33 protein-coding genes are annotated in these 26255 nt (G+C 41.0%); 11 read left to right on the forward strand and 22 right to left on the reverse strand.

The features are described from left to right. Positions 1-17: 17 nt before the first annotated feature. From EXE29_RS06260 to EXE29_RS06320, 13 genes are all read right to left on the reverse strand, one after another. A complete protein-coding gene (locus EXE29_RS06260) occupies positions 18-2870 on the reverse strand; it encodes a lytic transglycosylase domain-containing protein (RefSeq protein ID WP_120364170.1) in 2853 nt (950 codons plus the stop codon). After that, positions 2870-4900: a methyl-coenzyme M reductase gene (locus tag EXE29_RS06265; RefSeq protein WP_228198718.1), complete on the reverse strand. Its 2031-nt coding sequence runs from the start codon at positions 4898-4900 to the stop codon at positions 2870-2872. The genes EXE29_RS06260 and EXE29_RS06265 overlap by 1 nt, the downstream gene beginning before the upstream one ends. Then, positions 4900-5280 (reverse strand): hypothetical protein, encoded by a 381-nt coding sequence (locus tag EXE29_RS06270; protein ID WP_120364169.1) that lies wholly within the window; start codon positions 5278-5280, stop codon positions 4900-4902. The genes EXE29_RS06265 and EXE29_RS06270 overlap by 1 nt, the downstream gene beginning before the upstream one ends. 1 nt (position 5281) lies before the next feature. After that, the gene (locus EXE29_RS06275; protein ID WP_120364168.1) at positions 5282-5731 is read right to left on the reverse strand and encodes a GNAT family N-acetyltransferase; all 450 of its coding nucleotides are present in this window, start codon (positions 5729-5731) and stop codon (positions 5282-5284) included. Position 5732: 1 nt separating this feature from the next. Then, positions 5733-7772, reverse strand: coding sequence for a phage nozzle protein (locus tag EXE29_RS06280; RefSeq protein WP_120364167.1), 2040 nt, complete (start codon positions 7770-7772; stop codon positions 5733-5735). Beyond that, complete coding sequence (locus tag EXE29_RS06285) at positions 7772-8332, reverse strand: phage connector family protein (RefSeq protein ID WP_120364166.1); 561 nt, start codon at positions 8330-8332, stop codon at positions 7772-7774. The genes EXE29_RS06280 and EXE29_RS06285 overlap by 1 nt, the downstream gene beginning before the upstream one ends. A 58-nt stretch (positions 8333-8390) precedes the next feature. Continuing rightward, positions 8391-8747: a Gp49 family protein gene (locus tag EXE29_RS06290; RefSeq protein WP_120364165.1), complete on the reverse strand. Its 357-nt coding sequence runs from the start codon at positions 8745-8747 to the stop codon at positions 8391-8393. A 66-nt stretch (positions 8748-8813) separates the two neighbouring features. Continuing rightward, positions 8814-9713: a phage capsid protein gene (locus tag EXE29_RS06295; protein WP_120364164.1), complete on the reverse strand. Its 900-nt coding sequence runs from the start codon at positions 9711-9713 to the stop codon at positions 8814-8816. A gap of 11 nt (positions 9714-9724) precedes the next feature. Next, positions 9725-10354, reverse strand: coding sequence for a hypothetical protein (locus EXE29_RS06300; RefSeq protein ID WP_120364163.1), 630 nt, complete (start codon positions 10352-10354; stop codon positions 9725-9727). Next, complete coding sequence (locus tag EXE29_RS06305; protein WP_228198717.1) at positions 10347-10856, reverse strand: hypothetical protein; 510 nt, start codon at positions 10854-10856, stop codon at positions 10347-10349. Before EXE29_RS06305 ends, EXE29_RS06300 begins: the two co-directional genes overlap by 8 nt. Before the next feature lie 17 nt (positions 10857-10873). Then, positions 10874-12532, reverse strand: coding sequence for a portal protein (locus EXE29_RS06310; protein ID WP_120364161.1), 1659 nt, complete (start codon positions 12530-12532; stop codon positions 10874-10876). 1 nt (position 12533) lies between these two features. Continuing rightward, positions 12534-12761 carry a hypothetical protein gene (locus tag EXE29_RS06315; protein ID WP_120364160.1) on the reverse strand — a complete coding sequence of 76 codons (228 nt, stop codon included), beginning with the start codon at positions 12759-12761 and terminating at the stop codon, positions 12534-12536. Beyond that, the gene (locus EXE29_RS06320; RefSeq protein WP_120364159.1) at positions 12761-13120 is read right to left on the reverse strand and encodes a hypothetical protein; all 360 of its coding nucleotides are present in this window, start codon (positions 13118-13120) and stop codon (positions 12761-12763) included. The genes EXE29_RS06315 and EXE29_RS06320 overlap by 1 nt, the downstream gene beginning before the upstream one ends. A 120-nt stretch (positions 13121-13240) precedes the next feature. Here EXE29_RS06320 and EXE29_RS06325 point away from each other — a divergent pair, with 120 nt between their 5' ends. Beyond that, positions 13241-14122 (forward strand): DUF2971 domain-containing protein, encoded by an 882-nt coding sequence (locus EXE29_RS06325; protein WP_120364158.1) that lies wholly within the window; start codon positions 13241-13243, stop codon positions 14120-14122. 16 nt (positions 14123-14138) lie between these two features. On the opposite strand, the gene EXE29_RS06330 is transcribed toward EXE29_RS06325, so the two are convergent. From EXE29_RS06330 to EXE29_RS06355, 7 genes are all read right to left on the reverse strand, one after another. After that, on the reverse strand, positions 14139-14576 hold the full coding sequence (locus EXE29_RS06330) for a hypothetical protein (RefSeq protein ID WP_120364157.1): 438 nt from the start codon (positions 14574-14576) through the stop codon (positions 14139-14141). Between the two features lies 1 nt (position 14577). Continuing rightward, on the reverse strand, positions 14578-15096 hold the full coding sequence (locus tag EXE29_RS06335) for a RusA family crossover junction endodeoxyribonuclease (RefSeq protein WP_165382483.1): 519 nt from the start codon (positions 15094-15096) through the stop codon (positions 14578-14580). 8 nt (positions 15097-15104) lie between these two features. Then, positions 15105-15269: a hypothetical protein gene (locus EXE29_RS17470; protein ID WP_165382484.1), complete on the reverse strand. Its 165-nt coding sequence runs from the start codon at positions 15267-15269 to the stop codon at positions 15105-15107. Next, entirely contained in the window at positions 15266-16351 is a 1086-nt protein-coding gene (locus EXE29_RS06340; RefSeq protein ID WP_120364156.1) for a hypothetical protein, read from the reverse strand. The genes EXE29_RS17470 and EXE29_RS06340 overlap by 4 nt, the downstream gene beginning before the upstream one ends. Further along, positions 16348-17262 (reverse strand): DNA cytosine methyltransferase, encoded by a 915-nt coding sequence (locus tag EXE29_RS06345; protein WP_120364155.1) that lies wholly within the window; start codon positions 17260-17262, stop codon positions 16348-16350. The genes EXE29_RS06340 and EXE29_RS06345 overlap by 4 nt, the downstream gene beginning before the upstream one ends. A gap of 62 nt (positions 17263-17324) precedes the next feature. Continuing rightward, the gene (locus EXE29_RS06350; protein ID WP_120364154.1) at positions 17325-17630 is read right to left on the reverse strand and encodes a hypothetical protein; all 306 of its coding nucleotides are present in this window, start codon (positions 17628-17630) and stop codon (positions 17325-17327) included. Between the two features lie 9 nt (positions 17631-17639). Further along, positions 17640-17834 carry a Cro/CI family transcriptional regulator gene (locus EXE29_RS06355; RefSeq protein WP_120364153.1) on the reverse strand — a complete coding sequence of 65 codons (195 nt, stop codon included), beginning with the start codon at positions 17832-17834 and terminating at the stop codon, positions 17640-17642. A gap of 111 nt (positions 17835-17945) precedes the next feature. Here EXE29_RS06355 and EXE29_RS06360 point away from each other — a divergent pair, with 111 nt between their 5' ends. From EXE29_RS06360 to EXE29_RS06405, 10 genes are all read left to right on the forward strand, one after another. Continuing rightward, on the forward strand, positions 17946-18641 hold the full coding sequence (locus EXE29_RS06360) for a S24 family peptidase (protein WP_120364152.1): 696 nt from the start codon (positions 17946-17948) through the stop codon (positions 18639-18641). Positions 18642-18656: 15 nt separating this feature from the next. Beyond that, on the forward strand, positions 18657-18953 hold the full coding sequence (locus tag EXE29_RS06365) for a hypothetical protein (protein WP_120364151.1): 297 nt from the start codon (positions 18657-18659) through the stop codon (positions 18951-18953). Positions 18954-19141: 188 nt separating this feature from the next. Beyond that, complete coding sequence (locus EXE29_RS06370; RefSeq protein WP_120364150.1) at positions 19142-19360, forward strand: hypothetical protein; 219 nt, start codon at positions 19142-19144, stop codon at positions 19358-19360. A gap of 2 nt (positions 19361-19362) precedes the next feature. Then, entirely contained in the window at positions 19363-19632 is a 270-nt protein-coding gene (locus tag EXE29_RS06375; protein WP_120364149.1) for a hypothetical protein, read from the forward strand. Continuing rightward, positions 19629-20507: a PD-(D/E)XK nuclease-like domain-containing protein gene (locus EXE29_RS06380; protein ID WP_120364148.1), complete on the forward strand. Its 879-nt coding sequence runs from the start codon at positions 19629-19631 to the stop codon at positions 20505-20507. Before EXE29_RS06375 ends, EXE29_RS06380 begins: the two co-directional genes overlap by 4 nt. A 15-nt stretch (positions 20508-20522) precedes the next feature. Then, complete coding sequence (locus EXE29_RS06385) at positions 20523-22181, forward strand: recombinase RecT (RefSeq protein WP_120364147.1); 1659 nt, start codon at positions 20523-20525, stop codon at positions 22179-22181. Between the two features lie 206 nt (positions 22182-22387). Next, positions 22388-23797: a DNA cytosine methyltransferase gene (locus EXE29_RS06390; protein WP_120364145.1), complete on the forward strand. Its 1410-nt coding sequence runs from the start codon at positions 22388-22390 to the stop codon at positions 23795-23797. Next, entirely contained in the window at positions 23794-24204 is a 411-nt protein-coding gene (locus tag EXE29_RS06395; protein WP_120364144.1) for a hypothetical protein, read from the forward strand. The genes EXE29_RS06390 and EXE29_RS06395 overlap by 4 nt, the downstream gene beginning before the upstream one ends. Further along, a complete protein-coding gene (locus tag EXE29_RS06400) occupies positions 24197-24397 on the forward strand; it encodes a hypothetical protein (RefSeq protein WP_120364143.1) in 201 nt (66 codons plus the stop codon). The genes EXE29_RS06395 and EXE29_RS06400 overlap by 8 nt, the downstream gene beginning before the upstream one ends. Beyond that, on the forward strand, positions 24397-24681 hold the full coding sequence (locus tag EXE29_RS06405) for an HTH domain-containing protein (RefSeq protein WP_120364142.1): 285 nt from the start codon (positions 24397-24399) through the stop codon (positions 24679-24681). The genes EXE29_RS06400 and EXE29_RS06405 overlap by 1 nt, the downstream gene beginning before the upstream one ends. Here the strand turns inward: EXE29_RS06405 and EXE29_RS06410 are convergent. Together EXE29_RS06410 and EXE29_RS06415 are read right to left on the reverse strand one after the other, a co-directional pair. Next, positions 24678-25697 (reverse strand): tyrosine-type recombinase/integrase, encoded by a 1020-nt coding sequence (locus EXE29_RS06410; RefSeq protein ID WP_120364141.1) that lies wholly within the window; start codon positions 25695-25697, stop codon positions 24678-24680. The genes EXE29_RS06405 and EXE29_RS06410 overlap by 4 nt on opposite strands. 152 nt (positions 25698-25849) lie before the next feature. After that, positions 25850-26255, reverse strand: a 406-nt coding sequence (locus EXE29_RS06415) for a YceI family protein (protein ID WP_130125647.1), incomplete at its 5' end; no start/stop codon positions are given.

A 26255-nucleotide genomic window follows, 5' to 3' on the forward strand; every position in this document is an offset into this window, starting at 1 on the left:
TTTACTTATTAAACGATTTATTCCCCAAACTGTAAAGCACAACTAATCGCAGTTTGTGCAGCTAAAGTGTCTTGTTGCGCCTGTTTTGCTTCGGCTTCCAGTTCAGCCCAATATTCTTTCACTGTGTACATTTCAGGATTACCATCACTATCAATTTTCCCGTTTGGAAATGGCATATCAGGATTTCTTAAAATCACATCCAATGCCGCTGATTCTTCAGGACCATCACCAAATAATGTGCCTTGGCGTGGATCTCCTAGCTCCTCGATCCGATCAATCTCAGACTGAATATTTTCTGAAATGCCTTTTGCACTGCGCTTATTGGTATCAAACACATTTAAAAACTGCTTTGCACCATAACTTAAACCATCATCGATGAGCTGATTTTGATTTAAATAGTCAGGTACTGTTTGACCATTCGCCTTTAAATCACTGAGCTTTTGCGCTGCCTGCGCTAAGTCTTGAGCAATTGTGTTTTGATGCCGACCGCCTTGCTTTACCAAATCGCTTAGCTGCGCCAATTGAGGTGCAGAACGAAGTAAAGCATTTAGAACTGTCTTACTATCATCGTCCAGTGCCTCTGCCAGCCTCGCAACAAGATTGGAATCACCATAAGCACGCTGAACCAATGCAGACTCAATACGGCGCTTACCCTCTTGGCTTAAACGGCCATCAGGCATGATTGCAACTGATCGTTCAGACTGCGGTAACTGGTCAACAAATCCGCGTACAAAGTCCATAGAGCCGTCAATATTTAACGTGCCATCGTTATTAATTTTCAGAAGTGATGAATCTGGCAAACGATCTATATCCGTTACTGCACGTTCAGATGCACTGAATTGCGCCACATCAGCCTCATTCGCTAAACGTGAAAACTGTACGCGGTCTGTATCTGTTAAGCGTGTGCGAACTAAAACAGGACGGTCTACGCCTGAAATATCCCAGCCTTTTTCCTGTGCATACTGCTCAATGAAGGCGCGGTAATCATCTGCTTTACCAGCCTCATAAGCTTTTGTAATTGCCAGCGTACGCCCATTGCCTGATTCAACGACATTGTCCATGCCGATAATCGGGGCACCATTGGACAACATGCTTGATTCACCCAATAATTCAGGTCGCAAGTCATTTGCCATGTTTTCAATCTGCTGACGTGATGCTTCACGTGTACGGTCACGTGGTTGAAGTTCGCCAGGATATAGTGGATTTACGCCATACGCTAAATCGTTTGATGCAATCAGATCACCTAGACTCTTAACTTCATAAGCCATGTCATAGCTTGAACCATTCATGCCAATTGCAGTACTTGTGCCGTTGCCTCCATAGCGTGCACTTAACTGATTCCACTTGCCTTGCCATTTAGTTATAGCCTGTCCCACAGTCAAACCAGCCATGCCGTTATTGTTTACAATGGCATCTGCATTCTTTGCATCATACGTGCGGACGATATCAATCAATTTAGCGTTTTGATCCGCTTTCAATACTTTGCTTGCGCCAGCTGGTCCAAGTAAATGACCAAGATATTGCTCATGTGCTACAGGATCTCGACCTAAACTTTTTCGCAAAGATGCGTTAGCATTTCTAATGTGCTTTAAACCCTGCTTGATTTGCTCATCCACATTGTTTCGATCACCACCACCTTGCCCTTTCCAAGTTTTATCTAATACCTGAAATAAACCATGCGCGGTTGACGTTGGATTCTTTGCTGTGTGGTCAAACTTGCCGCCTGTCTCAATATGGCTAATAGTCAGTGCTACAGAAGGATTAATGCCCTCTTGTTGCGCTTTGCGAGCAATTGCTTTGGCATTTGTAGGTATAGGCATGGCTTCATAATTAACTGGCTTTTTCTTCTCTTCACCAGTAACAGGATGCTGTACGCTAACAGGACGACCAGCACGAATATCATCGGTTGCACTATCCAAATTCTTTAAATGATTATTGGCTTGTACGGCGTTGCTTGGCTGTACTGGCGCTGAAATTTCATCATATTCCAATTCATTTAAAACCAAGGCTGCCTGCTGTTTTGTTGTGTCAGCTTCAATCTGCTCAGGAGTACGATTGAGATAGTGGCCAGCACCACGTGCGGCACCAAAGAATAATGTATTCAGTAGCAGATCCGTTGCTACAGTTTCACCTGTGACCTCGTATTTTTTTGCCTGCTTGTCATAGCCTTCTGATTTTAAGAGTTCACCACTGGCAAACTGTCCACCCTGTGACAAAGCAGTAGCCCCGCCCACTGAAATTGCAGCATCAGCCGCAAGGCCACCTGTTCCTTTTAAACCATAGGACAGCGGCAATGCCGTAGAGACTGCAGCTATACCGCCATCAATCAAAGCTGCTTTTGTGGCTGTGGATTCATCTACGCCTTTATGAATAAGTTCATCTCGGCTGTAATTGGTTTCAGATGCCCCAGTTAAAGCTGCCGCGCCTACAGGCCCTGCAATCAATCCACCGCCTAAGGCGCGAACACCATAATCAGAAAGACTGAATAAAATATTCCCCGCTGTCCCTGTATTCTGTGCGTCTTGCAGCTGCTCAATTTCCAATACCAAAGCATCACGGCGGTCTTTGTTTTTAGCTTTATGCACATCAGAAAATGACGGCTCACGAACATCTAATGCACCATCAAGGCCGCCATTTTGCACATCATCAATTGAGTACTGCAGATGATCGGCTACACGTTCAAATGGTTTTGAAACGGTATCTGCAACTTTCACAGCGCCTGCAACTAAGCCGCGCGGTATTGCGGATGCTGCACCATCAAATAAACCAACTTCTTTTTTTTGCTTCGGCGCTTTCCCTAAGCCTTTAGCATTCATTTCATTAATGGACTGCTGTTCACCGTCATCAATTTCACTTAACCAGTTCGCCATTACTTAGTTACTCCTGCAGGCATATTTAAGTAATACAATGGGTTTTTTCTCTCATTTATAAGGGCATATCTAATCACTCCGCCTTTACCCTTCTCCTTAACTCGTTCTAATTTAAGAGTCTTAAGTTCTGCAACTGTCACGCCATAATGTCGGGCAACTTTTGGATATTGGCCCTCAAGAATTTCTTCAAATTTTTCATCACTCATTCCGTATGGTTTATCAACTTTCCAGCTTTTTAGCTCCTTGCCTATATGATTTCTAAATGTTCCTGGCTGCTGATAAATACCTCCAGTAGCTAGGCCAAGAGCCGTTTTTAAAATATCACTGTCTGGCGAAGCATTTGTCGCATCATGCTGAAATCCTCGGGAGTCCATAGTATCGGCATATACCGCACGGAAAACTTCATATATGTTATTTGCGCTGGTTCCCGATACAGTATTTCCAACATAAGCATTAAACTTAGATCTCAGCTCATCTTCCTTGGGCATAATCAGCTGCTTATTCTTTAGTAATTGAGCGCCGTTAATGATGGAAGTTGCTAAATCACGGCCTGCAGTACTGCGATACCCATTCATTTTTGCAAATCCAGCAGCAACGTAATTCTGATTCCCATTACCTAGCTGGCCTAAAGTTGCACCCCATAAAGTTGCACCGTTTTGAATGCCCTTGCTCTGCTGAATAAGACCACCAATAAAATTGAGTTTTTCATTCACTGAAAGCTTATCAAAAGCCTGTTTTGCTTCTGGTAAATCCTCTTCTGAAATTGGCTTCACTTTGATATTTGGATCACGTAGCGCAAGCTGGCTAGATCCATTTTCAATAGCGCCACTGATAAATTTAGCAGGATTTGCCTTAAGCAAGTCACCACTAAGGCTATGCACTTTTAAACCAGCTTCTGAAACAGCTTGATTAGGATTTCGCTTAATCGTGTCCAACTTTTCTCTGTACATGCCTTCATAGGTACTTAGTATTTTTTCTTCTTCTGAAGCATTTGCAGAGGGTGAATTTTTCATTTTAGCTTTCTGCGCATTGATTAAAGACAATTGCTCAGATGTAGATTTATTAGCAAATTTTTGGAAGTTCAAAGACTGTTGTTTCAGAAATTTGAACTCTGCTTCATGTTCTGTTCCAGCCACCAACTGTCCCACATTGGCCTCATAATCTGAATCTTGGGCACGGCCTGTCAGTACATTGCTTTTGTATTCATTTAAGTACTTACCAGCCTCCGAAACTCGTTTATTTTCTTCGGCTTTTAGCTGCGTATTCAATGCCTCAATTCGACTTGCTACACGGTCTTTATTCTGCTGGATCTGCTTACCGTCTAAATAGCCGAACTTATTGGAATTTAAGTCTGCCAGTATAGCTTGCAATGATTGAGTGTCTTTACCTTCCAGCGCTGTCGTAATGCGGTCATCAATATCCAATTGATCACGTGTTGCTTGGTATGCGTTACGACGCACCATCTTTTCAGGTTCGGGCAGATTTGAATTAACCAGGAATGATTCGAGATATTCAGCGCCCTGCTTGCGGTCATAGCGCGTGGCAATCTCTGTGGCACGGTCAGCAAGGGCAGAATCTTTCTGCGTATCTGCACGAAGCTGTAAAGCCATGAAACCCTGTGTCTGATTTCCTGTACTTGCTTGCCAATATTCTTGAAGCTGTTTTTGTGCGTGTCCGGGTAATTCGTTTTGAATTTCCGAATAACGCACCTTTGACCAATCTTGCATTTCTAAACGCGCATTTTCTGCTGTCTTTGCGCCATTAGATACATCATTTTTTAGAACAGTGACTTTATCAGCCATTTCTGTCGTAAGAACATCATCAAGTTTAAGCTTTGCTTCCTCGGCTTCACGCTGGTTGTTCATCAGCTCTAAGCGTTTGGCTGTAAGTTCCTGCTCTTGTAGTTTTTCATCACGTGCCTGCATAACCCCATCAATAGCTTTACCTATGCTGGCTAAACCTGTCATTGGTGTGTGTTGCTGTAATGTGGGCTTTGAAACTGTACGACCCTGAGAACGAGGAATAAGCATTATTTCCACCCCCCACTTGCTGCACCAGCAAAATCAGACATTGCCTGCATAGCGTAATTATTACGCTGTTGCTTGCCTTGTATACGAATTTGGTTCGCTTGGTTGTTCGCATCACTGATATTTAAAGATGCGTTATAAGCAGCATCTCCGATATGCTCATCCTGCAACATCGCTGATGCACCTTGATCTACATCACGGCCCATCTCAGCAGCAGCTGCACGTGCAGATGATGCATTGCTTTTACCCTGACGTTTCATTTTTTCTGCTTCTGCCAGCGCAACTGAGCGCACAGTATTTGCATTACCCTTTGCTGTAGCATCTGCCATTTGCGCATTAGCTAGATTTTGTACGCCACTGAACATTCCTCCTGGACTACACATATTAAATCTCCTGCTCCAATGAATAACCGACCAGCTCAAAACCTAAATGCTCATAAAGCTTTACAACACGTTCAGATTCAATTCCTGACATAGTGCCTATTTGGATACGGTCAGCTTCATGACCAACAGCCCATTCCTTAAATCCTCTTACAAGCAAAATGCCTGCTTTAGTATTGCGGTACTCTGGTAAAACATAGATTCCTTGTTCAATGGCTAAACGATCACCAGTGCGCCAATCTATGAAGGTTGCACAAATTGCCGCACCAATAATATTTTCATATTCATCCAAGACAACCAGTACTGAATCATGATTGATTTGATGATTAATGAATGCAGTTGTAGTTCGCTCATTAAAGCGTTGTTTGCTGAATACAGGTGACTCATGTATTAGATTTTTACAAAGATCTAAAATCGTATTTAATTCTGATTGCAACGCTAAACGTACTTGCATTTTATTTCTCATTGATTGATACCAACATAGAAATAGACTGCACGTGAAATGGTAGCGGTTTGTCGTGTGTTAGCTTTAGATTAAGCTCATGCAACGAACACCAACCAGCCAAGGGCTCTTCCACATAACCAGTAAACGGTAGGTTTTTAAACGCATCGCCATTGATCTTTTTGTGTTTCAGCTCTCTTGATTCTACATAACCACCAATTGAGTGATTCATCCAAAGTATGATATTGTGGACATTGATCTTATGAAACATTGCAGTACTCGGAACACTTGAATAATCAGGTGGCAACAGTTCAATTTTTAAAGTAAATAACTGACCAAGCCACTTGATTTGACTATCGTGCTCCGCATTTTTCCGTTCCGCATACCAATACCCATCATCATTGACCCACGCCACATGCTGGTTATTTAGTGTTTCAACAACATCAGTAAACATCATCAACTCATACTGTATTTCGCAATCACACATTGCTTCATAGCTGAGCTCTTCTAAAAAGTGATGTGCCCCACGCTGAACAATCAAATAGCACTGATCACTACCTGTTGTTCTAGGCAAACTACATGCTGATTTCACATTACCGCCAAAGTCATGTTGTGCCCATGCATTCATTTCTTGATCACGGTTAAGTGTAATACTGGCCATCTTGCCGTCATTCAGCACGATCCACACGATTGAATCGGGCGTTTGCTGATAAGTAATTTCTTTGATACCGCCATGCATTTGCGGAATGTGTGGAGCTATCGCTGATAATTCAGGAGATACAAGGCCGTCCACCTCATATCGGTACGATAATGCGCGCAGACGTTCACCACCACGCTGAACAAATAGCAACTCACTGCCGACCATACACGGACGTACGTCTTTTTGCGCACCATAGGACGTATGCTGCTCTATTTGCGCTGATGCTGGTGTCATTGGTCCCGATGATGTAATTAGAAACTCTGAACCACCTGTGAGCGCAACAACGCCACCACGTTGCGCTAAATGCAGAATGTTATCTGATTGCGCAGATGATGATGCAATACTGAATGCATCTGCATCTTCAGTAGATTCTAAAAAGTCTGAATCACTTCCAATTGCTGAAAACCAAAGCTGATTAGGGCTTGTTTTAGTGTTGCCAAATACTAAGCGCTGTTTAAAGAAAGTCACCGTGCGCGGGTAACCAGTTGATGCAGTAAATGCCAGTGAGTTTAAAGTCCATGACTTTGCAATGGCTTGTATATCCGCTGTGAGTTTTACAAGCACATCGCCTTTTGCAACTGTAGGTGAACTAATAGAAGTAATCTTAACTTGGCCACTATTGATTGAAACAACAGCCCCAATATCAGCTGTTGTAAAAACTGATAGTGCCCCTGCTGTCACTGTTTCCCACTTAGTACTTTCTGCAGAAGGAATTGCGTCCTTATTGTCTGTAACAGCACGCCAAGTTTGCCCTAAATAAATTACACGATCCCCAGCTAAGTACTGTTCCGTGTTATTCCATTCTGGGAATGCTGTGGCCGTGAGATTAATCGTTTTACCTACTTCTATGCCCGAAGGTGTAAGCGCCACGTTGGGTGAAGTGCCGATTTCATCTGTCGGCGCAACTGAAAAGATAAACTCTTCAAAACTCCAATTTGAAAAATCTGCGCTACACACTAAACGCCGTACTGGTGTATTTCCTTGCACAAAATACATACGGTATCGAGTGTGCGCGACTTGAATCTCATTGATCATGCTTGCTGTAGAATACGGCGTTGTAGCGGTCCATATCACTTCTTGCAAACGCGGATCAAATACACTGATTGTGCTTAAACCTAGAATAAGAAGATAAGAGTTTTCAGAATTTGGAATAAATGGAATTAAACGAATAGCGCCATTAAACGTACCACGATATCGAGTACCAGGGCGACGCTTTGCACCACCTTCAACCAACGGCAAGGCGTTAAATAGCGACTTTGCACCGTTCGCATACTGCTGAACGTCCGTGCGTGTATAAAGTAAAGGGCTTAATTCACCGCTACTTAAATTGTTTTTCAGCAACCACTGGCGCATTAGTAACGACTCCCAATGTATGATGACTCTGCATAAACCATATTTTCAGATGGTCGCTCTTGTGCATTCACATTGCGCGCTTTGCGGATCAGTCGCTCATATTCATCTAATGCTGACTGTCCAGCAGCATCACTTCCCGTTAAAGGCTTACATAAGCGTGAGGCCATTTTGAGTGACATTGCTTCAACAAGCATTGAATCCCATGTTTCTTCATTGTCATTATCAAAAATATATTCAAGATTGATCTGATTTGTATTTGCCAAAATATGCCGATTCTCTATTTCATACTGCTCCATATTTGCGGAAACAATCCGTAGATAATCTGCAGGCAAACGAAATGCATGAGTAAAGCCAAATGATGGATGAGTTGAAATTGGTGCGAGAATAGTACGGCGCTTAGCACAAGACCAAGGATGATCCCGCAAAACAGCTTTACGTTGCTGGTCATAAATATTGCGACAGCGTTCTGCACGTGCTGTGTCTTCGTCAAAGCTAGAAATACTGCTGTCACCTATCATGCTTAGTGCGGCATTACAGATAGATACTTTTGTTGTGGTCATAAAAAAGCCCTCAAGTTTTAATTAGCTTGAAGGCTTTTAAGTGTTGGTTTGTTGAGTGTTAGGCTTTGCTTAATTTATCTTTTAGCAAATAACCTTCAAGCATCCAAATTTTTTCACGTGCATTTTCATACGCAATTTTCTGACCAATCAATTTGTCAAAGTTTTCAGGACTTGCACATGCTGATTCACCAGTAACAGTGAATCCATTCTCCAAAGTTAGAATGCAAATTGTTAAGCAAGGCGTGCCTTTGTCTTCTTTTGAAAAATAATCTTCATGTGCAAAAGCTGGAGCTACATCACCAGTCACGTAACGAATCGCTTTAATCTTTGAATCAATATGCTCAGGCGTTAAGCGTGGAGCATTCAAGCCCTTGTCTTGAATTTCTTTTTCGATTTGCTGTTCTGAATTACTCATCTTGTTTTTCCCATTTGATTATAAAAAAAGCCCAGCACCATTGCTCAAGATGCTGGGCTAAACTGATTAACGAAGGAAGTCGATTTGAACTACTTTCTCTTCTAAGCTTCGTGCTGCACCGTAAGATGTAATACCGCCAATCTGCTTCACGTTTGATTTATCTGGACGAACTGCAATATCAAAGTTTGAAATTACATTACGGCCAAAATGAGTACAGCCTTTAGCTGTTGCAAATGTTCGACCCTCTGTAGCACCACCTGCACCGTCTGGAAGCTCTTCATACGGCAACCAAATGAATCCAGCCCACTTTTTAGCGATTTCACCATCCATAATGTTTTGAATAGTTTCACGATCCCAACGTGTCAGCTCATCATCTACAAGAATTTGCTCTAAAATTTCAGAGTTATAGATCATGTAAAGTGGTAAACGATCCATTTTATTTTTGCGGAATAAAGTACGTGCTTTAACAATTTTCGCTTTATTCATCGGTGTTGCACTTGCACCGATAATTTGAGTCGATGGAAGTGCCAAAGGAGTCCAGTCTTCTGTATCTGTTGTACGGCGCAATACGCTGGCACCTAGCGACTTGATAATAGTGCGGTCACGTTCATCATATTCAGCTGACAAACATGCCTGCATATATTCACTGGTCGGATTTGCAGAAAGCTTTGGCTCATCACGTGGTTCAATCGGTACAAATAAACCGTAATCTTTCATTGTTGCTAAACGCGTACCAGCCTCAGGAACTGACCAATCAGTATCCTGAAAACGCGTAGTCATTTCTTTCATTTTCACATCGCCAAGATCATTGACTGTGAAAGATGAACCACCAATAGCACCACGATCCGCACACATTACCTGTAAAGCTGATTCGGTTGTGCGTGCCTTTGTTTCGAATGCGGTATGAAATTCGCGCTTAAAAGCCGCGGTAATCATCCCGTTATTTGTTGCGAAGTCTTGTGACATTCTCTTGCCCCTTAATTATCTGGGTATTGCTTCTTAAAATACTGGCTTACACGCGCCGCTACTGATTTGTGATCAGGATGATTGGCATCACTGTATGCTTCTGACAACATCAATGATTCAATATCACCGCCTGCGGTTTGTTGAGTGTTTGAAGGGGGCATATCTTCTTGAATGTATTTGCCAATAGCGGCCGCCAACTTAATTGCACCAGTTGGTGAATCCATATCGCTAGCCTTGAAACCCAGTGCTTCAATACCCTGCTTTGCAAGATTTACATTTAAATTGAAGTCATCACCCCACTCGCCCTGCAACGACTCCATATTGACTTGCTGATAATCATCCCAAAGTTGAATAGCGGCTTTTGCCTGATCATTGGTAAAGCCATGCTCATGAAATTTTGCAAACACATCGGGATTTTCCGACTTGAATGCACTAGCATCAAAACCATCAATTGCAATTTCATAAGCATCAGAACTTTCGGGCACAGCTGGTGGTTCAGACTTTTCAGCAGTTTGCTCCACTGGTGTTGTCGTCGCCGTATCTGTTGCTACTGCTTCAGTAGTAACATTAGGGTTTGCAACCTGTGCTTGCTCTATAGTTTGAGTTTCTGTAGTTACTGGTGCTGTGGTTTGCTCATTCATAATTGCTCTCCAATTGTCCTGTTAAATATGCTATTTCAAGCTGTTCGCTATAATTTGGTGATTGCGCATTGCTAATTCGGTTTGAAATAAAATCAAATACTTCTGATTGCCCTATACGGCGACAAGTTTCACGCTCATCATTCGTGAATAAACTGCGCTTAAATCTATTTTCGAAGTCATTCATAATTTTTCGGCCATTCGGATCTACAACAAAAGTTAAGTAGTAGGTCTGAGATGTAGCCATTTGATTTGTCCAATGAATGACTTTCCCAAAGTCACCGTCATCATTAGAGTTTTTAAACGTAGCTTTGAGATCTGCAATCTCTTGTTTAAGTGCAATGACTTCTTGCTGAAAAGTTTCAGCACGCTCCCACTCATGATGTTTTTCATTGCGTAGATGGCTACTAACACCTTTTTCATCAAACAGCTGTTTGCTTAAGTCCTTTACTTGAACTTCCTTGGCATAAAGGAATGCACATGCAATCAATGCAAGGATGCTCATTACTGCAAAACCTATAATCACTGCATCACCTCACTTGTCATTTCTGCTTCCAATCCCTTGCCCAAGCCTTGCGCAACTGCACCAGTCATCTGCTGAGCTACTATCGCTTGCTGTTCTTGTGCTTGCTGTGCTTGTTGTGCCTGAGCCTTTTTCTGACGGTAAGCATTTAACTGATCTTCAGTGCGTAAAATAGAGGTAGGCACACCAAGACGCTGTGCTAAAACTTGTGGAATTGCATCAGTATTAATATTGTCTAAAGCATTAGGATCTAGCTCAGCAATTGGGCTCATAGAAGCCATAAAACGCTCAATAGATCCGACATCTTCTAATTGCTGGGTACGTGCCAACGGGGATGTAAATTTAAAAGATGTATTACGACCTTGTAGCTCTTCTGGTGCCTCACCGAGGATCTTTGAGCGATATGCCAAACCGAATGAGCGTTCTAAAATTGGGATCAGCATCTCTGCTTGTGCGCGGCCATATAGTGGTCCAATCTGTTGACGGATCATGTCTAAACGCATGTAAGTTTCAGCAGCAGTCATTGGCTGGTTGTACGGCGAATCCATACCGTCAGCCATAAGTTTGCGTTTGATTGAATCTTGTATACGCCCAAGCAAAGCATCAGCGACCTGAAAGCCCTTCCCGCTATCTAAGCGCTTCATTGAATCCACTTTATTAGCTGTGACAATTTTGCCACCGCCAATACGCACAGTTCTTGGATTTAAAACCCCATCATCTTCAGCAATCCAAAACCCAAGTACATCAATCTCTGCACTTCGTAACGTATCGCGCATTAATGAGTTTGCTGCTTTAGCCTCAGGCAATGCCGTAGACATCAGACCAATGCCGTAAACACTGCCGGGTATCTTTCTAAAACGAGGTACGGCACAAGGGAACTCGTTATAACCAGACTCTTTAAGAATATTCTTTGCATCGACTTCAACATGATACGAAGCGAAAGGCATATTTCTTGGCAGTAGAACTGGGTTGCTTGATGTGTTCTTGACCTTACGTGGCTCAATAACGTGGATTAACTTAAAAGATTGATCTGGTGTTTTCTCAAACGCATCTCGCACACGCTGACTTGCTTTGTTTTCACCAAACTCAGTAATGATCTGACTCGCTGTTAAGCTGTACTCTCGGTAGATTGTGTCAACAATATTGTCTTGACGAGTTGATGCAATGAAGCATTCACCAATAGGCCATGATTGAAATACATAACCGCCACCTTTCTTGCGGTCGATATCTTCGTAAAGCACAGACCATCCTGCAACAACGAAATCCACCATCTGGTCGAAGTTTTCACTATCGAAATTTGCACCATGAATATTTCTAAAAATGAACTGGCATACTTGCTCAAGCCAATGTTCACCATCAGTTAATACTGCAGGATCGTCCACACCGTCAGGCACAGCTTTAAACCACTGCGCATTTGCAGGTGTTGTACCAGCAATTAAAGTGGCAACGATTTTTAAAACTGCTTCAGACGCTGTTGAGTCCAATAAATCAGCACGTTGCTTTTCTCTAATTCCAGCAAGCCCACCTCCACCGCTAAAGCTTTGCTGACGTTCAGGCGCACCGTACTTATAACACTCAGTCCAATGTGGTTCATATTTGGCACGTTCTGCACGTAGCTCACCTAAACGCTTACAAATACGGTTTGCCAGATCATTCATGTTAGCCACCTAATGTGCCTTTCTTATCATCGTCTACCGAAGATAAAACTGTTGATGCTTTACGCTTTTTACGTGCTTGAGTTTCCTCATTCGCTGCCGTTTGAGCATCACGCTTAGCTTGTGCTTCTGCCGCCTGAGCGTCATAACCTTTGCTAGCCGCCTTAGTATCTGTAAGACCAATAGCATCAGTTACAGAGCCAATTACTTTCCCTACAGAGCCACCACACATTATTTTGATTCCTTGTATTCAAGACCATGCTTACCCTGAACCCAGCGCATTTTTTTAGGTGTATCTACACCGCCAGCTTTCAGTAGTTGATCAATTTTGTTTTCAATGCGAATTTGACCTTCAAGGATGGTCTGTTGATTGGCAATTAATTGGGCATAGTCGGGGTTACTTGAACTTTCTCCCGTCTCTGCAGGCGTTGAATCAGCTTCGGTTTGCGTTTGATCTTTAGCATCAGCATTAGGAGTTTCTGCTGTGCCTAAAATCGCGTCTAAGGCATCTTCTGCATTTTGAGCTGTTGTAGTTTCTGCAGGCGTTGTTGCACCTGGTACTTTTGTTGCGCGACGTGGAGCGGTAGCCATAAAAAAAACCTATCGTTGGTTGATAGGGTTAATGTGCGGGGTTATGTGTTGCGGTTTGTTGTGTAAAATTAGAAGTTAATATAACGTACTCGTGTTTTGAACTTTACAATATAAGCATTTATGAATAACGAACATATTCCCGAATTTTTTCTAGAAAAATATAGTGCAGACCATATTATTCAGGATGATAAATACTTTTATTTTTATAAGCATATATCTATTGATGCTGATAACTTAGTATTCGGAATCTTTAAAAATACTGAATTAAAGTATAATTACGCTTGTAACTTTAATGACCCTTATGATTGTTTATTCAAATTGGAGTTATCAAATTTAGATAATCTAACAAAAGATGAATTTGAAAGTATAACTGGTAGATCAGTGAACAATGCAGAATGGCAACTTTCAAGGAAATTTATTATTAAAAAATTTAAAGAAATGCACACATTATTACTAAATCAAGAAATACATACTCTACGAAAGAAAGTTCCAATAACCTGCTTTAATTCTAATCCATTAAATATATTGATGTGGTCTCATTATGCTGATCACCATAAAGGTTTAATGCTGGAGTTTAAAATCTCTAAAGATTTTTCTGAAAAGTTATGCCCCATTCCTGTCTCATATAACAATACATTCCCCATTATTCAAATGAGCCTTACTCAACTAAAAAATTTTAGTGAATCTAATAAAAACAATATCAACTACGATATTCTCGAAAAAGCTCTACTGAGAAAATCTGACTGTTGGTTCTATGAAAATGAATACCGAGCATTTGGAGATGAGAATGACTCCCTATTGATCAAATACAATCCTTCTATTTTATCAAGTGTAATCACAGGAACTAAGTTTAGATCTACTAATAAATATAAATTATTAAAAGACTCAATTTCATTGTTTAATAAAACAAATAAAACCAATGTTAAAATTTATGATGCAAAACTAATGGATGATAGATATGAGCTTTATGTTGATCAACATCCAAGACTAGATAAAAAATAATCCAATAATAGAGCCCTTACCCCAAGGGCTTTTTTGATGCCGCTTCCAACTCACTTATAACTTGATCACACAACCCACCATCATCGAATATGTCCAGCTGGCCTACAGTGTATTTGTAGGTCATCCATTCGCCTTCACGAGGCACAATATCGATACCTGTTTCCATCTTCCAAAGTTCAATGAAAGCCTCTCCGTTCTCAAAGTTCGGCTTTCCTCCCCGCGCCCATTCGGACACTGTTGAAGCGTTAGCCACTGGCAATACATCTGCGATCTTTTCATGCGTCCAACCGCAGTGTGCACACAGATCCAAGATCATTCGATTGAAGTCTGGACGCTTATAACCGCGCTGCTTTACGAGAAATTCTTTAACTTTTTTCTTTGTCCGCTGATTAATGAAACGCGTGCGCGCGCGAGGAGACTGTGCATAAACTGTAGAATCAACCGTTTCAACCATCTCACATCTCCCAAACTTTTAATCGAATCAAGCCACCTTTGATCACGTTTCCACGCTTCACAAGTAGCTCATCAAATTGTTCATCGTCTTCACAAAAACCGCATTTCACTAAGCTGTCGATCGTTGCTTTCAAGTGATTGTCTATGTCCCTTTTTTGGTGTGTTGGAAAATGAAAAGTCACTTCCATTTTTAATCTTGAAGTCAGTCTTAGCGCAGGAATTAATATGCGAATTACGGCGTGAAACTGTCTTGCTTTGTCACTTAATCGCATCCCTTTGCCTGCACGTTCCCAATAGTGATTTACACTTGGCGGTGTTGTAGCAATTTCACAGCTTAAAACCTGATTTTCTATGCATGGCTCCAAATAGTCCTTATTGACGTTTACAGCGCTTTTATTTGCTTTCCTTACCTTTGCTTGGTTTTCATCTTTAAGACGCATACGCGAGCTTTCTGCCCTATTTCTGTGTGCTTTTAGGTGTGCATCTAGCTGTTGCTGACTCCATCGCAGTTGTTTTGTCATGTTTACCCTCACAATGGTGTGAATTTATCCAATAGTCTTTTGTTTACTACCCCAACGAAGTGACACCACCCCCAGCCAGTACGCCACCACATCCAAATACCCTTTTCGTTTTTCCAATACGTGCCATCGGTTTCAATGTGTGATGCATCGTCGGGCTTGATTTGGTTTTTCATAGCTCTGGCCCTAGATCAACTACAAAGCCAAGCTCTGCTAGATATGGACCGTATGTTTTTGCGTACTCAGGTTTTCTGAGATTTGCGCTGATACGAGCTTCAAAAGACTTCTGTGTTTCGCCTACGTTTGAGTACAGAGAAGCGAATGTGCTGTAGTTACAAAGCTCTGAAACGAAATAATTAATCTGAGCATCAGACAAGCTTTTGCTTTTCGCTTTGGTTGTTTTTTGAGATTTAGCCTTAGGCTCTACAAGTTTTTGAATGCGGTAGATCCAGTAATTCATCCAGCCTTGCGCTGTGGTTTTTTCTCTGCTTGTAGACCACTGCGCAAAGTTTTTTAACTCGCTCAGAATTTTTGCATCATCAAATTTTGGATCGATCCGTTTTGCTTGTTCAGCAAGATCGGTTTGAACTGTGTAGACGTTTGCTAGTTCCCTTAGGCTGTACTGCTTTTTGTCGTCACCGTGGTATTTGACAGAATCCCCAAACATTTCATTTTCAGAGTTATCCACAAGAGGGTTCTTTTTTTTATTTTCTAAAAGATCTAAAGGATTATCTATTGTGTCTCCTGTTTCCGAAGTGGTTGGCGCTACTGTTTCCGAAGTGGTTTGCTTCGGTTTCTGTAGTACTACTGTTTCCGAAGTACTACTGTTTCCGAAGTACTTAGACGCCTCTTTTTCAGATGGCTTGATGATTTTTTTATCTACCAACGAGACTTCATGTAGCTGATATTTTTTAATCCCTTGCTTGCCAGTTGCGACTACAGAGACAATCTTATTTGCTAGCAACATAGCCAAACCAACTTTTACTGTAGAAAGACTCATCTTTCGAGAGCCTTTCACTTCCCCACCCTGCAATTGTGACCAGCTAACAAAGTCTGATTCTTTGTTATGTCCATTGATACGGTTTTCCAGCTCTGCATAGACGTTTCGCGCTGCATCACTGAGGAACGGCCATACTTCTTTGCGGTACAAGCGACTAGACATGACATAGCCTTGTGCAAACTTATCGCTATACATATTTCCAGCCTCTTGTTTAGTTACTTGAGGCTTTCGAAATGGAATTACTTTTGCAGTATTCATTTATCATTCCTCAAATATTCAAATGCGCTTTTAGCCACGATTGGAACTTGTCCATTTCCAATGGCTTTAAGTCTGTCCACCCGATGGGCCACCCCATCAGCCACTCGACCCAGTCCGGGTTCAACCGCCCACCAGCTCCGCCCTGCGGGGAAACTGCTGTATTCAGTCTGACTTGCAAGCCCTTTGCTTGGCGTTCTGCAAGTGATTGATTGCTCCATTTGTTCGCATCTGATGCTGTCGGTGTTGGAAAATTCATTACTGCACCGGGTAGTCCATTTCTCGGATTTGAGCTGATATTTCCGCGCTTGTTGCCGTCCGAAGCTTTTGGCGTCGGCCATGTTTGAATCATTACCTCCAAACCCGGTGATTTTCTTTTGTAATCTGCTGGGGAAGTCTTCGACCGAGAATCTCTCACCGTTGGCGTTGGCAACAATCCAGAGCCGATCACGTTCATGGGGCGCTCCAAAATTGGATGCTGAAAAACGTGCCCATTGCGCGTCATACCCCATTTTGGCAAGGTCACTGATGACTCGGGTAAGTCCTCGAGAAACAAGCATTGGTGAGTTTTCCACGAAGACGTATCTAGGTCGTACTTCACCAATAATTCGAGCCATCTCGGCCCACATTCCTGATCTTGCTCCATCAATCCCTGCACCTTTTCCTGCACTACTGATGTCCTGGCATGGAAATCCTCCAGATATGACGTCAATAATTCCTCGCCATGGCTTTCCGTCAAAACTGCACACGTCAGACCAAATCGGAAAAGATGGGAGAATTCCATCATTTTGTCGTTGCGCCAAAATTTGTGCTGCGTAGGCATCACGTTCAACTGCGCAGATGGTGTTCCATCCGAGCAAATGCGATCCGAGTATTCCTCCACCAGCGCCTGCGAAAAGAGCCAACTCATTCATTAGTTCCCCCTTTCAAAATTTGTTTAATTCGTGCTAAATTCGACATTGCTTAATTGCCTCGTTTATATTTCTGTATGAACGACAGAAAGGCTCAACTGGTCGCACAGTTGGGCCTTTTTTTGTGCCTGTTGTTTTGGTAAAGGTTCAGCCGTCAATTCAAAAAATGGCGTGTCCACGGTATCTGTGGTCATACGCATAAGTGATGCGAGATGATTTATACGTTCCCGAACTTCCGAGATATTCGATATGCCAAGACTTCTAACGTGCTCAGATAAAGTTTTGTTGTCTGACTTAGCAATTGCTTCTAAATCCCGCTTTTCTTCATACGTACATTTAAAAGTTATGCTCTCAGTTAATTTTTCGGACATACGCACTCCTTAAGCAGACGTTTTTAAATCGTCTTGCTTATGTTTGATCGTTGGATCAACACGCAACAGTTTTAATGCAGATGCTTCAGGAACTGTTTGCCCCCATTGGCTAACGGCTTGTTTAGTAATTCCAATTGCGTTTGCTATTCCAGCTTTTGTTTTAAAAGCTGCTAAAGCATCTGATGTGTTCATTACAATTTGCATGACTGTTTCCTCTAATAGTCACGCACAAGTAAAGCATACTTTACCAAACAAATACAAGCACACTTTACTTTTAAAAAGTTAAGCTAGCTTTACTATTTTAGGATTTTAACCATGGCTACTCTTCAAGAACGAATGGCGCTGGCGAAACAACATTTCGAACGCGTTAACGAAAAAAAATTAAAAAACACAGAGATGGCGAATTACTGCAAAGTGAGCAAAGTAAGTATTGGTCAGTGGTTTAATGGGCCAACACAAAATTTAGAGGGTGCAAATTTAACTTTGGCAGCTGAATACTTAGGTGTAAGCCATAAGTGGTTATCAGGTGAAAATGCCCCCATGCTGCAAAAGAAACCCGAGGATGTCTCGGGGTTTAACAACATCCAATTAACCGAGTCGAAGTTAAAGAAAATTCCAGTGTTAGATTTTGTTCAAGCGGGTACGTGGCGTGAAGTCGCCTATGACGGTGCAATTCCTTTGAATTACACATTTACAGATTATGAAGGTAGTGACGTGGATGCAATTTTCTGCGTCATTGTAGACGGTTTGAGTATGTCTCCTACTTTTGAAAAGGGAGATAAACTTATTGTCGATGCATCAAGATCGCCAAAACCAGGTAGTTTTGTGATTGCACAAAACGGCGAACATGAAGTTACTTTTAAGAAATATAGAGTTACTGGCTATGATGAATTTGGAAGAGAAGAATTTGAATTAGTTCCACTTAATCCAGATTTTCCTGTTTTAAGTTCGAAAACGCATAATATTAGTATCGTTGGTGTAGTTGTCAGGCATGTACGAGACTTTAAATAGAACAGGACATAAAAAATGCTTGATGCTTATTTTGATTATCAATTTTCAAATTTAATATCTATGATTGTATTTATGGGAATGGGTGTACTTGCATATAAAACAGATATTGTGAAAGACATCCTTGCGCTTTTTTTAATAGCTCTTCTTATGTTGCCAGTACCATGTGTAATGTTTGTCCACTACTCTAAAAATAATTGGTTTGAATTTGTTTTTTGTGGGGTATTACAAATTGGACTAACATTTCTATGTTTTATGTTTATTAAATATATGTACGAGTATCATAAAAAAAATAAATATATTTTCTGGGAATAACCTCCTAATAAAAACCCACTACGGTGGGTTTTTTATTATCGCTATAAAAAAAGTAAAGTTTGCTTTAATTATTTCAGTAAAGCACTCTTTACAACAATTTATAAGTAAAGTATGCTTTACCTCGTATCCACAAAAAAGCCTGCAACGGTCTCGACAACTGGCAGGCTTACTCAAAGAGCGAGATAAGTATGAAAGAAACCGCATCACATAGCAACACGCCAGCTTTCACAAAGAACGAAAGCAATACAAAGCCTGTTCTATATCAACACCCTACTGCTTCAGAAATGCAGACTTCACGCTGGGAAATTATTTGGGCTAATGCTAAAGACTTTGCAATCTTCATTGCGACTGCACTTGTGCTTTGGTTGATCGTTACATTCGTTCTAGTTGGCCTATTTGGAGGTTGATCATGTCAGCTAAAAATGAATGGCAAAAGCTTCGTGCTCGGTACAAGAGTATTCGCGAATACTCAAAACGCAGAGTCTTATCCAATAAAAAAGACCTTGAAGATTTTGCAAACTGGCTTGTAGATCAAGGCGCTGAAATCTTGTTAAACCCCTGCCAATACGAGTCGCTACGTTTTTATTTAAACAACGAACTTGGCATCGTTTGGGAGAAAGGGACAGGAAATCTTTTGGCTCATGACATGGGCATAGCTTATCAGGAGTCAAAACGATGAACGCATTTGTAGAATTGCCAACTGCACAGCTCATTGAAAAAATGAGCAATGAGGAATATCACAGCCGCCCTGAATTTAGCTCAAGTCAGCTTAAAGACATTCTTCGTTCGGGTGCTCACTTCTATTCAAACAATATTTTGAAAGAAGTAGATAGAGAAACCAAAACTGCTATGAACTTCGGGACATTAGCTCACACTTTATTTCTTGAACCTGAACAGTTTGAAAATGAATTTGTGATTGCGCCTAAATTTGACCGCCGCACTAAAGCAGGCAAAGAAGAAGCATTGGCATGGGAACAAGCCAATGAAGGCAAGATTCTTGTAGACGCTGAGCAAGTTGAACATGCAAGACGTATCGTAGCTAATCTGCAAATGCTTAGCTCATACGCTGATATGCAAAACAACTATGGTATGGCTGAGGCAAGTATTTTCTTCACAGATCCTGAGTTTGGATTGCAGTTGCGTATACGTCCTGACTATCACATTGCGCCATGCCGAGCATTTCCATTTGGCTGGATCGGTGATCTAAAAACTACAACTGATGCACGCCCTCACGCATTTTCTAAAAAGTGTGCCGACTTCGGATATGACTTAAGTGCAGCTATGTACCGCGAAGGCTTCCAGCAGTACTACGGCACAGAAGAAAAACCTCCGTTTGTACTGCTAACAGCTGAAAGCGCAATTCCCTTCAATGTCAAACAGTACAACGCATCTGACCTTTTTTTAAGTGTTGGTGAAACACGCTATCGCCGGTCAAAAGAATTATTAGCTGAATCCCTGCTGATCAATGAATGGGATGGCTACTCGTTGGAAATGGAAGATTTATTCCTTCCGCAATACATGACGAAACAAGCTTTAGAAAACGATTTTAACTAATTAGGAATATTAAAAATGAATGCTCAATTACAAAACAACCGCCCTGCAAACCCAGTAGCTTCTTTCAATGCTTTCATGCAAAAGCATAAGTCACAGCTTGAATTGGCTCTACCTAAACACTTAAATGCAGACCGCATGGTTCGCCTTTCTTTGACTGCATTTAGTCAAAACCCTGCTTTGCAACGTTGCGATCCAAAGACAATTTTCGGCAGCATCATTGTAGCTTCGCAACTCGGGTTAGAAATTGGGGTAAATGGTCAGGGTTATTTAGTTCCATACAAAACTAACTGTACCTTTGTTCCAGGTTGGAAAGGCTTAGTTGATCTGGCTAACCGCGGTGGACGTTGTACTGTTTGGACTGGTGCAGTTTACGAGGGTGATGAATTTGATTACATGCTGGGTGACTCACCTTATTGTAAACACAAGCCTTGTGGCGAGTTTGAAGAATCAAAATTGACTCATGTATATGCAATTGGCCGTGTAAAAGATTCAGAAATGCCTGTTATTGAAGTGTGGCCAATCAAAAAAGTTCACGCTCATTTCAAGAAAACCGTTGTGCCTGCACTTCAGCCTAACCACTACAGTAAAAAGCACCTTGAAGCTTATGCAAAAAAAGTTGCTTTATTGCAAGTGCTCAAATACATGCCTCAATCAATTGAAATGTCGAACGCAGTTGATGTGTCATACGCTGCTGAATCAGGTAAAGGCGTAACAATAGATGGTGATTTCATTACTGTTGATCAATCGCAAAATGATGAACAAGAAACAAATGACCAAAATTCAACACAAAATGATGCGCCATCTTTTGAGCAAGAACAGCAAGTCGCTCAGCAAGTTCAGGAAGATGAAGTTGACTATGCTCCCACTTTCGCCCAAATCAAGCATGGCATCTTAACTGCTAAATCCCCTGCTCATCTTGACGTTATGGAAGATCAAGCGATGGATCATGCCAATAAGGATGAGCGCAAACAATTAATGACACTGATTAAAGCTCAATCAGCAAAATTCCAACCTGCAGCAGAGGTACAAGAATCAAAAAAGTCTGAGCCTGCTGCAGATGAAGTCCCACCAGTGCAAGAGGTTGCTGAAAAGAAACAAACCTCAACCGAAGTGCGTAAAGCGATGCTCGAACAAATTAGCGGCATGAAAAACGTCAACGACCTAAAAACAATTATTCCGTTTATTCGGGGCCATGAAATTCTAACCTCTGCTCACAAGACATATTTAATCAACACGATTGAGCATGAAATTGGAGAGTTAACCAAACCAGCTGAGCAACCCGCGACACAAGAACCAGCTGTCAATGAAATCAAAAGCAGTAATATTGTAGGTGGACTAAAAACCTCAATTGAAAAAGCTGAAAATATCGATGCTCTCACCGTGGTTGCTCAAACAATTCGAGAAAGCAAGCCAAGTTTGACTACCGACCACATGAGCGATGTGCTGCAAGTTTACGCCGCACGCAAGAAGTTCTTAGAGGATCAGCAAGATATGTTCGCTGGTGTACCTGATGTAACTTGGACTGATAGTGCAATAAAGCAAATAGAGTCTGCTAAAAATCAGGATGATATTAATGCTGTCTATACAGATCCACAGTTCGAAGAACAGTCAGATAAAGATAAACAGCGCTTAAATTTGGCGGCACAAAAACGCGAATCAGAACTTTTCGGTTAATTCATATAAGGCCGTACTTGGTGCGGCCAGTTTAAGGAATATAGAAATGATTTTTTGGATTATGTTGGTTGGGGTATGTGCGGCTTTTGCTATTGACGCTGAAAATCCTGCAACTACAAATGCTGTTCTATGTGTTCTTTGCGTATTTTGCTTTTCGCTAAGTGCATACATTGAATTTTTCTTGACGAAGAAATAAAGGTGGCCCAATGAAATTCAAATTTATAGATTTGTTTGCGGGCGTTGGTGGTTTTCGTATGGCACTACAAAATCTTGACGGACGTTGTGTTTTTACTAGTGAATGGAATCAACACGCAAAAGAAACATATTTTCAAAATTATGGTGAATATCCTGAGGGTGACATCACTTTAGACGAAACTAAAGCTAAAATTCCTGAACAATTTGACATTTTATGTGGTGGTTTCCCTTGCCAAGCATTTTCTATCGCAGGCAATCAAAAGGGATTTAATGAAACCCGCGGGACCTTATTTTTTGATATTGTCGATATTGCAAAGAAACATCAGCCCCGTGTAATTTTTTTAGAGAATGTTAAAAATTTAGTTTCTCACGATAAAGGAAACACTTTTGAAGTGATTAAAAACACTTTAAAAGAAATAGGTTATGCCGTTTATTTTCAAGTTCTGAATAGTATGACGCATGCCAATGTACCTCAAAATCGTGAGCGTATTTTTATCGTGGCATTTCATGAAGCGTTGGTTCCAAATCATGCTGATTTTCAATTTCCTGAGGCGATTCCACTAACAAAAACTATTCATGATTTTTTAGAAACTAAAAAAGTAGATCAAAAATATTATTACAAACCTGACCACATGTATTATCCGACATTGAAGGAAAGCATGACGTCTCGTGACACTTTATATCAGTGGCGTCGTGTATATGTACGTGAAAATAAAAGTAATGTTTGTCCAACCTTAACAGCAAATATGGGTGCAGGTGGTCATAACGTACCGTTAATTCGTGACGCTTTTGGGATTCGTAAGCTTACACCTAAAGAGTGTTTTGCATTTCAAGGCTACCCAGTGAATGTATTTAAAATGCCTGAAATTGCAGATAGCCACCTGTATATGCAGGCTGGCAACTCAGTCACGATGCCATTAATTCAACGAATTGGGGAGCAGATTTTAGAAGTGATTATTAAAAATACAGGATGTGGTGTGATGGATATTCAAGAAAAGCAAGCTAAATGGAAGCAAGAGCGTCCACTATTTGAAGCAGCATTTATTCACTCTCACCTTCTACCGTTTTTCAACTTCAATGAAAACACTGGTGATTATGAAATTAAAAGCGAATATGAAAATGATGAAGATCGTGCATTGTCGTTTAATGTGCTGAATACAGGTTGGGCTATGTGGTTACGTGCGAAGCGTGATGCCAAAGCCCAAACGGTGCCGAAAGGGTTTGTTTTGGTTGAAAGAGAGTTACCAGAATCTATTGCTGAAACTATGGCGCTAGAGCGAGTTAGTAAGCCACATGGGGAAACCGACCCTGTATGGGTAGAAATTACAGAAAAGGTTTATAGGGAGCATTTGGTAAGTAAAAAATGGGAGCTATGGCGTGACTATAAAGCCATGATCGAAGCACAGGAGCAAGGCCAATGAATGGTATCCAGGCGGTTATTGCCGTAAACGAAGGAAAAAGCGTTCAGTACTACGATCATGAGGATGATGCATGGTTAAGTTTCGATAAAAAAACAGGATTTCGGGTGGGTTGTTTGCTCGGTGAGCCCAATCACCAAGGTCAAGTTGCAAAGTTTAGAATTAAACCATCGTTTATTTTGCTTAATGGCATAAAGGTTCCAGCACCATTACAGGAAGAACCCACCAGTCCAATTAACTATTGGTGGTTTAACCCCAAAAAACCAAATGGCATTGCTACGGGAAAATGGCTTGATGATGATGAAGATCATGCAATCTTTAATAATATTGGTATTTACCTAGAAGAAGATGATGTTGTTCAGGTTCGGGATGCTTATAGAGAGGTATTAAAGGAGCAAGCCAATGACTGACCTATCCCCTGCTGAAATCGAACTTTTAGAAGAGTTCCGCGAAGAGCTTACATCGCATGCAGTTTCAAATATTGGGTTTACTACTGAGCTTTCCGCCGAATTAGTGCAGGCAATTTATAAATTAGTATGTGAAAAAATTAATGAAAATGATTTGCCTTATAAAATTGTTAAAAGTTTGATGGAGGTGTCTTGATGGGAGCATTTAAATACACAATCACCGTAGAGTCCGATGCCCCACCTCAAGTGATGCTTGGTCAAAATATCGGTGGTGGGATTGTTAAGGAATTAAAAGAGGTTGAAGTTGAATTGGTTTCTGCTGCTCAACTAGCTGAAAAGTATAATCTTAGCGTTAGTACAATTCGAGCAAAGCTAGTGAGCATAAACCAAGGTACAGGCGGAAAGTCGCTTTATAATCCTAAGTTCGCCCACACCCTGCTTACCCAAAAAAATAAACGTGGTAGACCGAGAATTAATTAATTCTCGGTGCTATTAAACATTTCTACTAGATCCTGTGCATCTGGGTTGTAGTACGTATTGATTAAAATACTAATTGTCTTATGCCCTGTTATTTTCGCCAAGATTTCAACAGGGAGTTTTCTAAATTTAACCATTCTTGTGATTGCTTCATGCCTGGTGTCATGAAAGTTAATTTCGTCCAATCCTACTTCACCGCGAACACGATAAAACGTCCGCCTAAAAGACTTTTCTTTGACTGGCACAATGACATCTTGATTGTCAGGAATTAAAGCTAAAAGCCTTTTTGCCTCTGCAGATAATGGTACATTTCTAGATTCACCATTTTTCGTCATAGGGAGATGTACAAATCCATCCTTAATATCTGCCCTCCTCATTGCCAATATTTCACCCTTGCGCATAGCTGTCTCCAGGGCGAATAACATTGACCACGAAACATAGTGCATAACACGCACAGGTGTGGTTGTGGTATCCCACTTAAAACCATTAACAAGACACTCTTGTTGCTCAGGGTAAATTCTTTGATTTCTAGATTTACCCTTATTAGGCTTGGTTACAGTCGACCACACATTGTTTTCAATTATGAATAGTTCTTTTTGAGCATAGCTAAAAATTGAAGAAAACATAGCAAATTCACGAAGTGCAGTACTACTCTTGACTTCTAAAACGCGATTATTTCGCCAACGAGCAATATCGTTAGGCTGAAAATCATGAATTGATTTTGTCGCTAGGTCTCCAAGTATCCGATCTATATTATTCAGCTTGTTTCGAATGACATGAGCTGACTTTAACTTGCTACCACGTTCAGCATAATATTTTTCGCATAATTGCTTAAATGGAAAACTTGGCTTAATTCCTTTCTCTAAATTAGCACGACCTGTTTTTAGTTCAAGTAACTTCAGCGTTGCCCAGTCTTCACATTCCTTCGCTGAATCTTTGGTGGCTGAATATCTTTGCTTTTGATATGTAACTGTGATTCGCCAGCTTGAACCGCGCAGAATGGGTTTTGGGATTTTCATTTTCTTGGTGCAGATTTGGTGCAGAATTGTATTTATAATACCAATTTTATTGATGATTTGAATTAAATTATCACATTTAAGTGCTGATGTTGGAGACAAAACAACTTGCTACGTTTTAATAAAAACATAGCAAGTTATTGTATCTTAATGCATTAATTCTTTACCGATGCTTCAGTTGTAATATTTACAGTAATTTGATCACCTACATTTGGTACGTATGCACCCACACCAAAGGCAGAGCGATTAAATGAAGTTGTTGCGTTAAATCCAATAGATTCAGCTTTTGTCATAGGATGTACGCCTTGTTTATTCAATACAGCGTCCAGCACTACAGGCTTAGTTACATCTTTAATGGTTAAGTTACCTGTAATTTTGTATTTGTTTTTACCTAAAGCCTGTACTTTCGTACTTTTAAAAGTGATGTTTGGATATTTTTCAGCATTAAAGAAATCCGCTGTTTTTAAATGTTCATCCAAAGCTTTCACGTTAGTATTTAAGCTAGACAATGGAATAGTTACATCGACAGATGAATTTGCAGGTTTTGCATTATCTACGTTA

The organism is Acinetobacter sp. WCHAc060006, from assembly GCF_004209135.1.
In the GTDB taxonomy this organism is placed as follows: Bacteria; Pseudomonadota; Gammaproteobacteria; order Pseudomonadales; family Moraxellaceae; genus Acinetobacter; species Acinetobacter cumulans.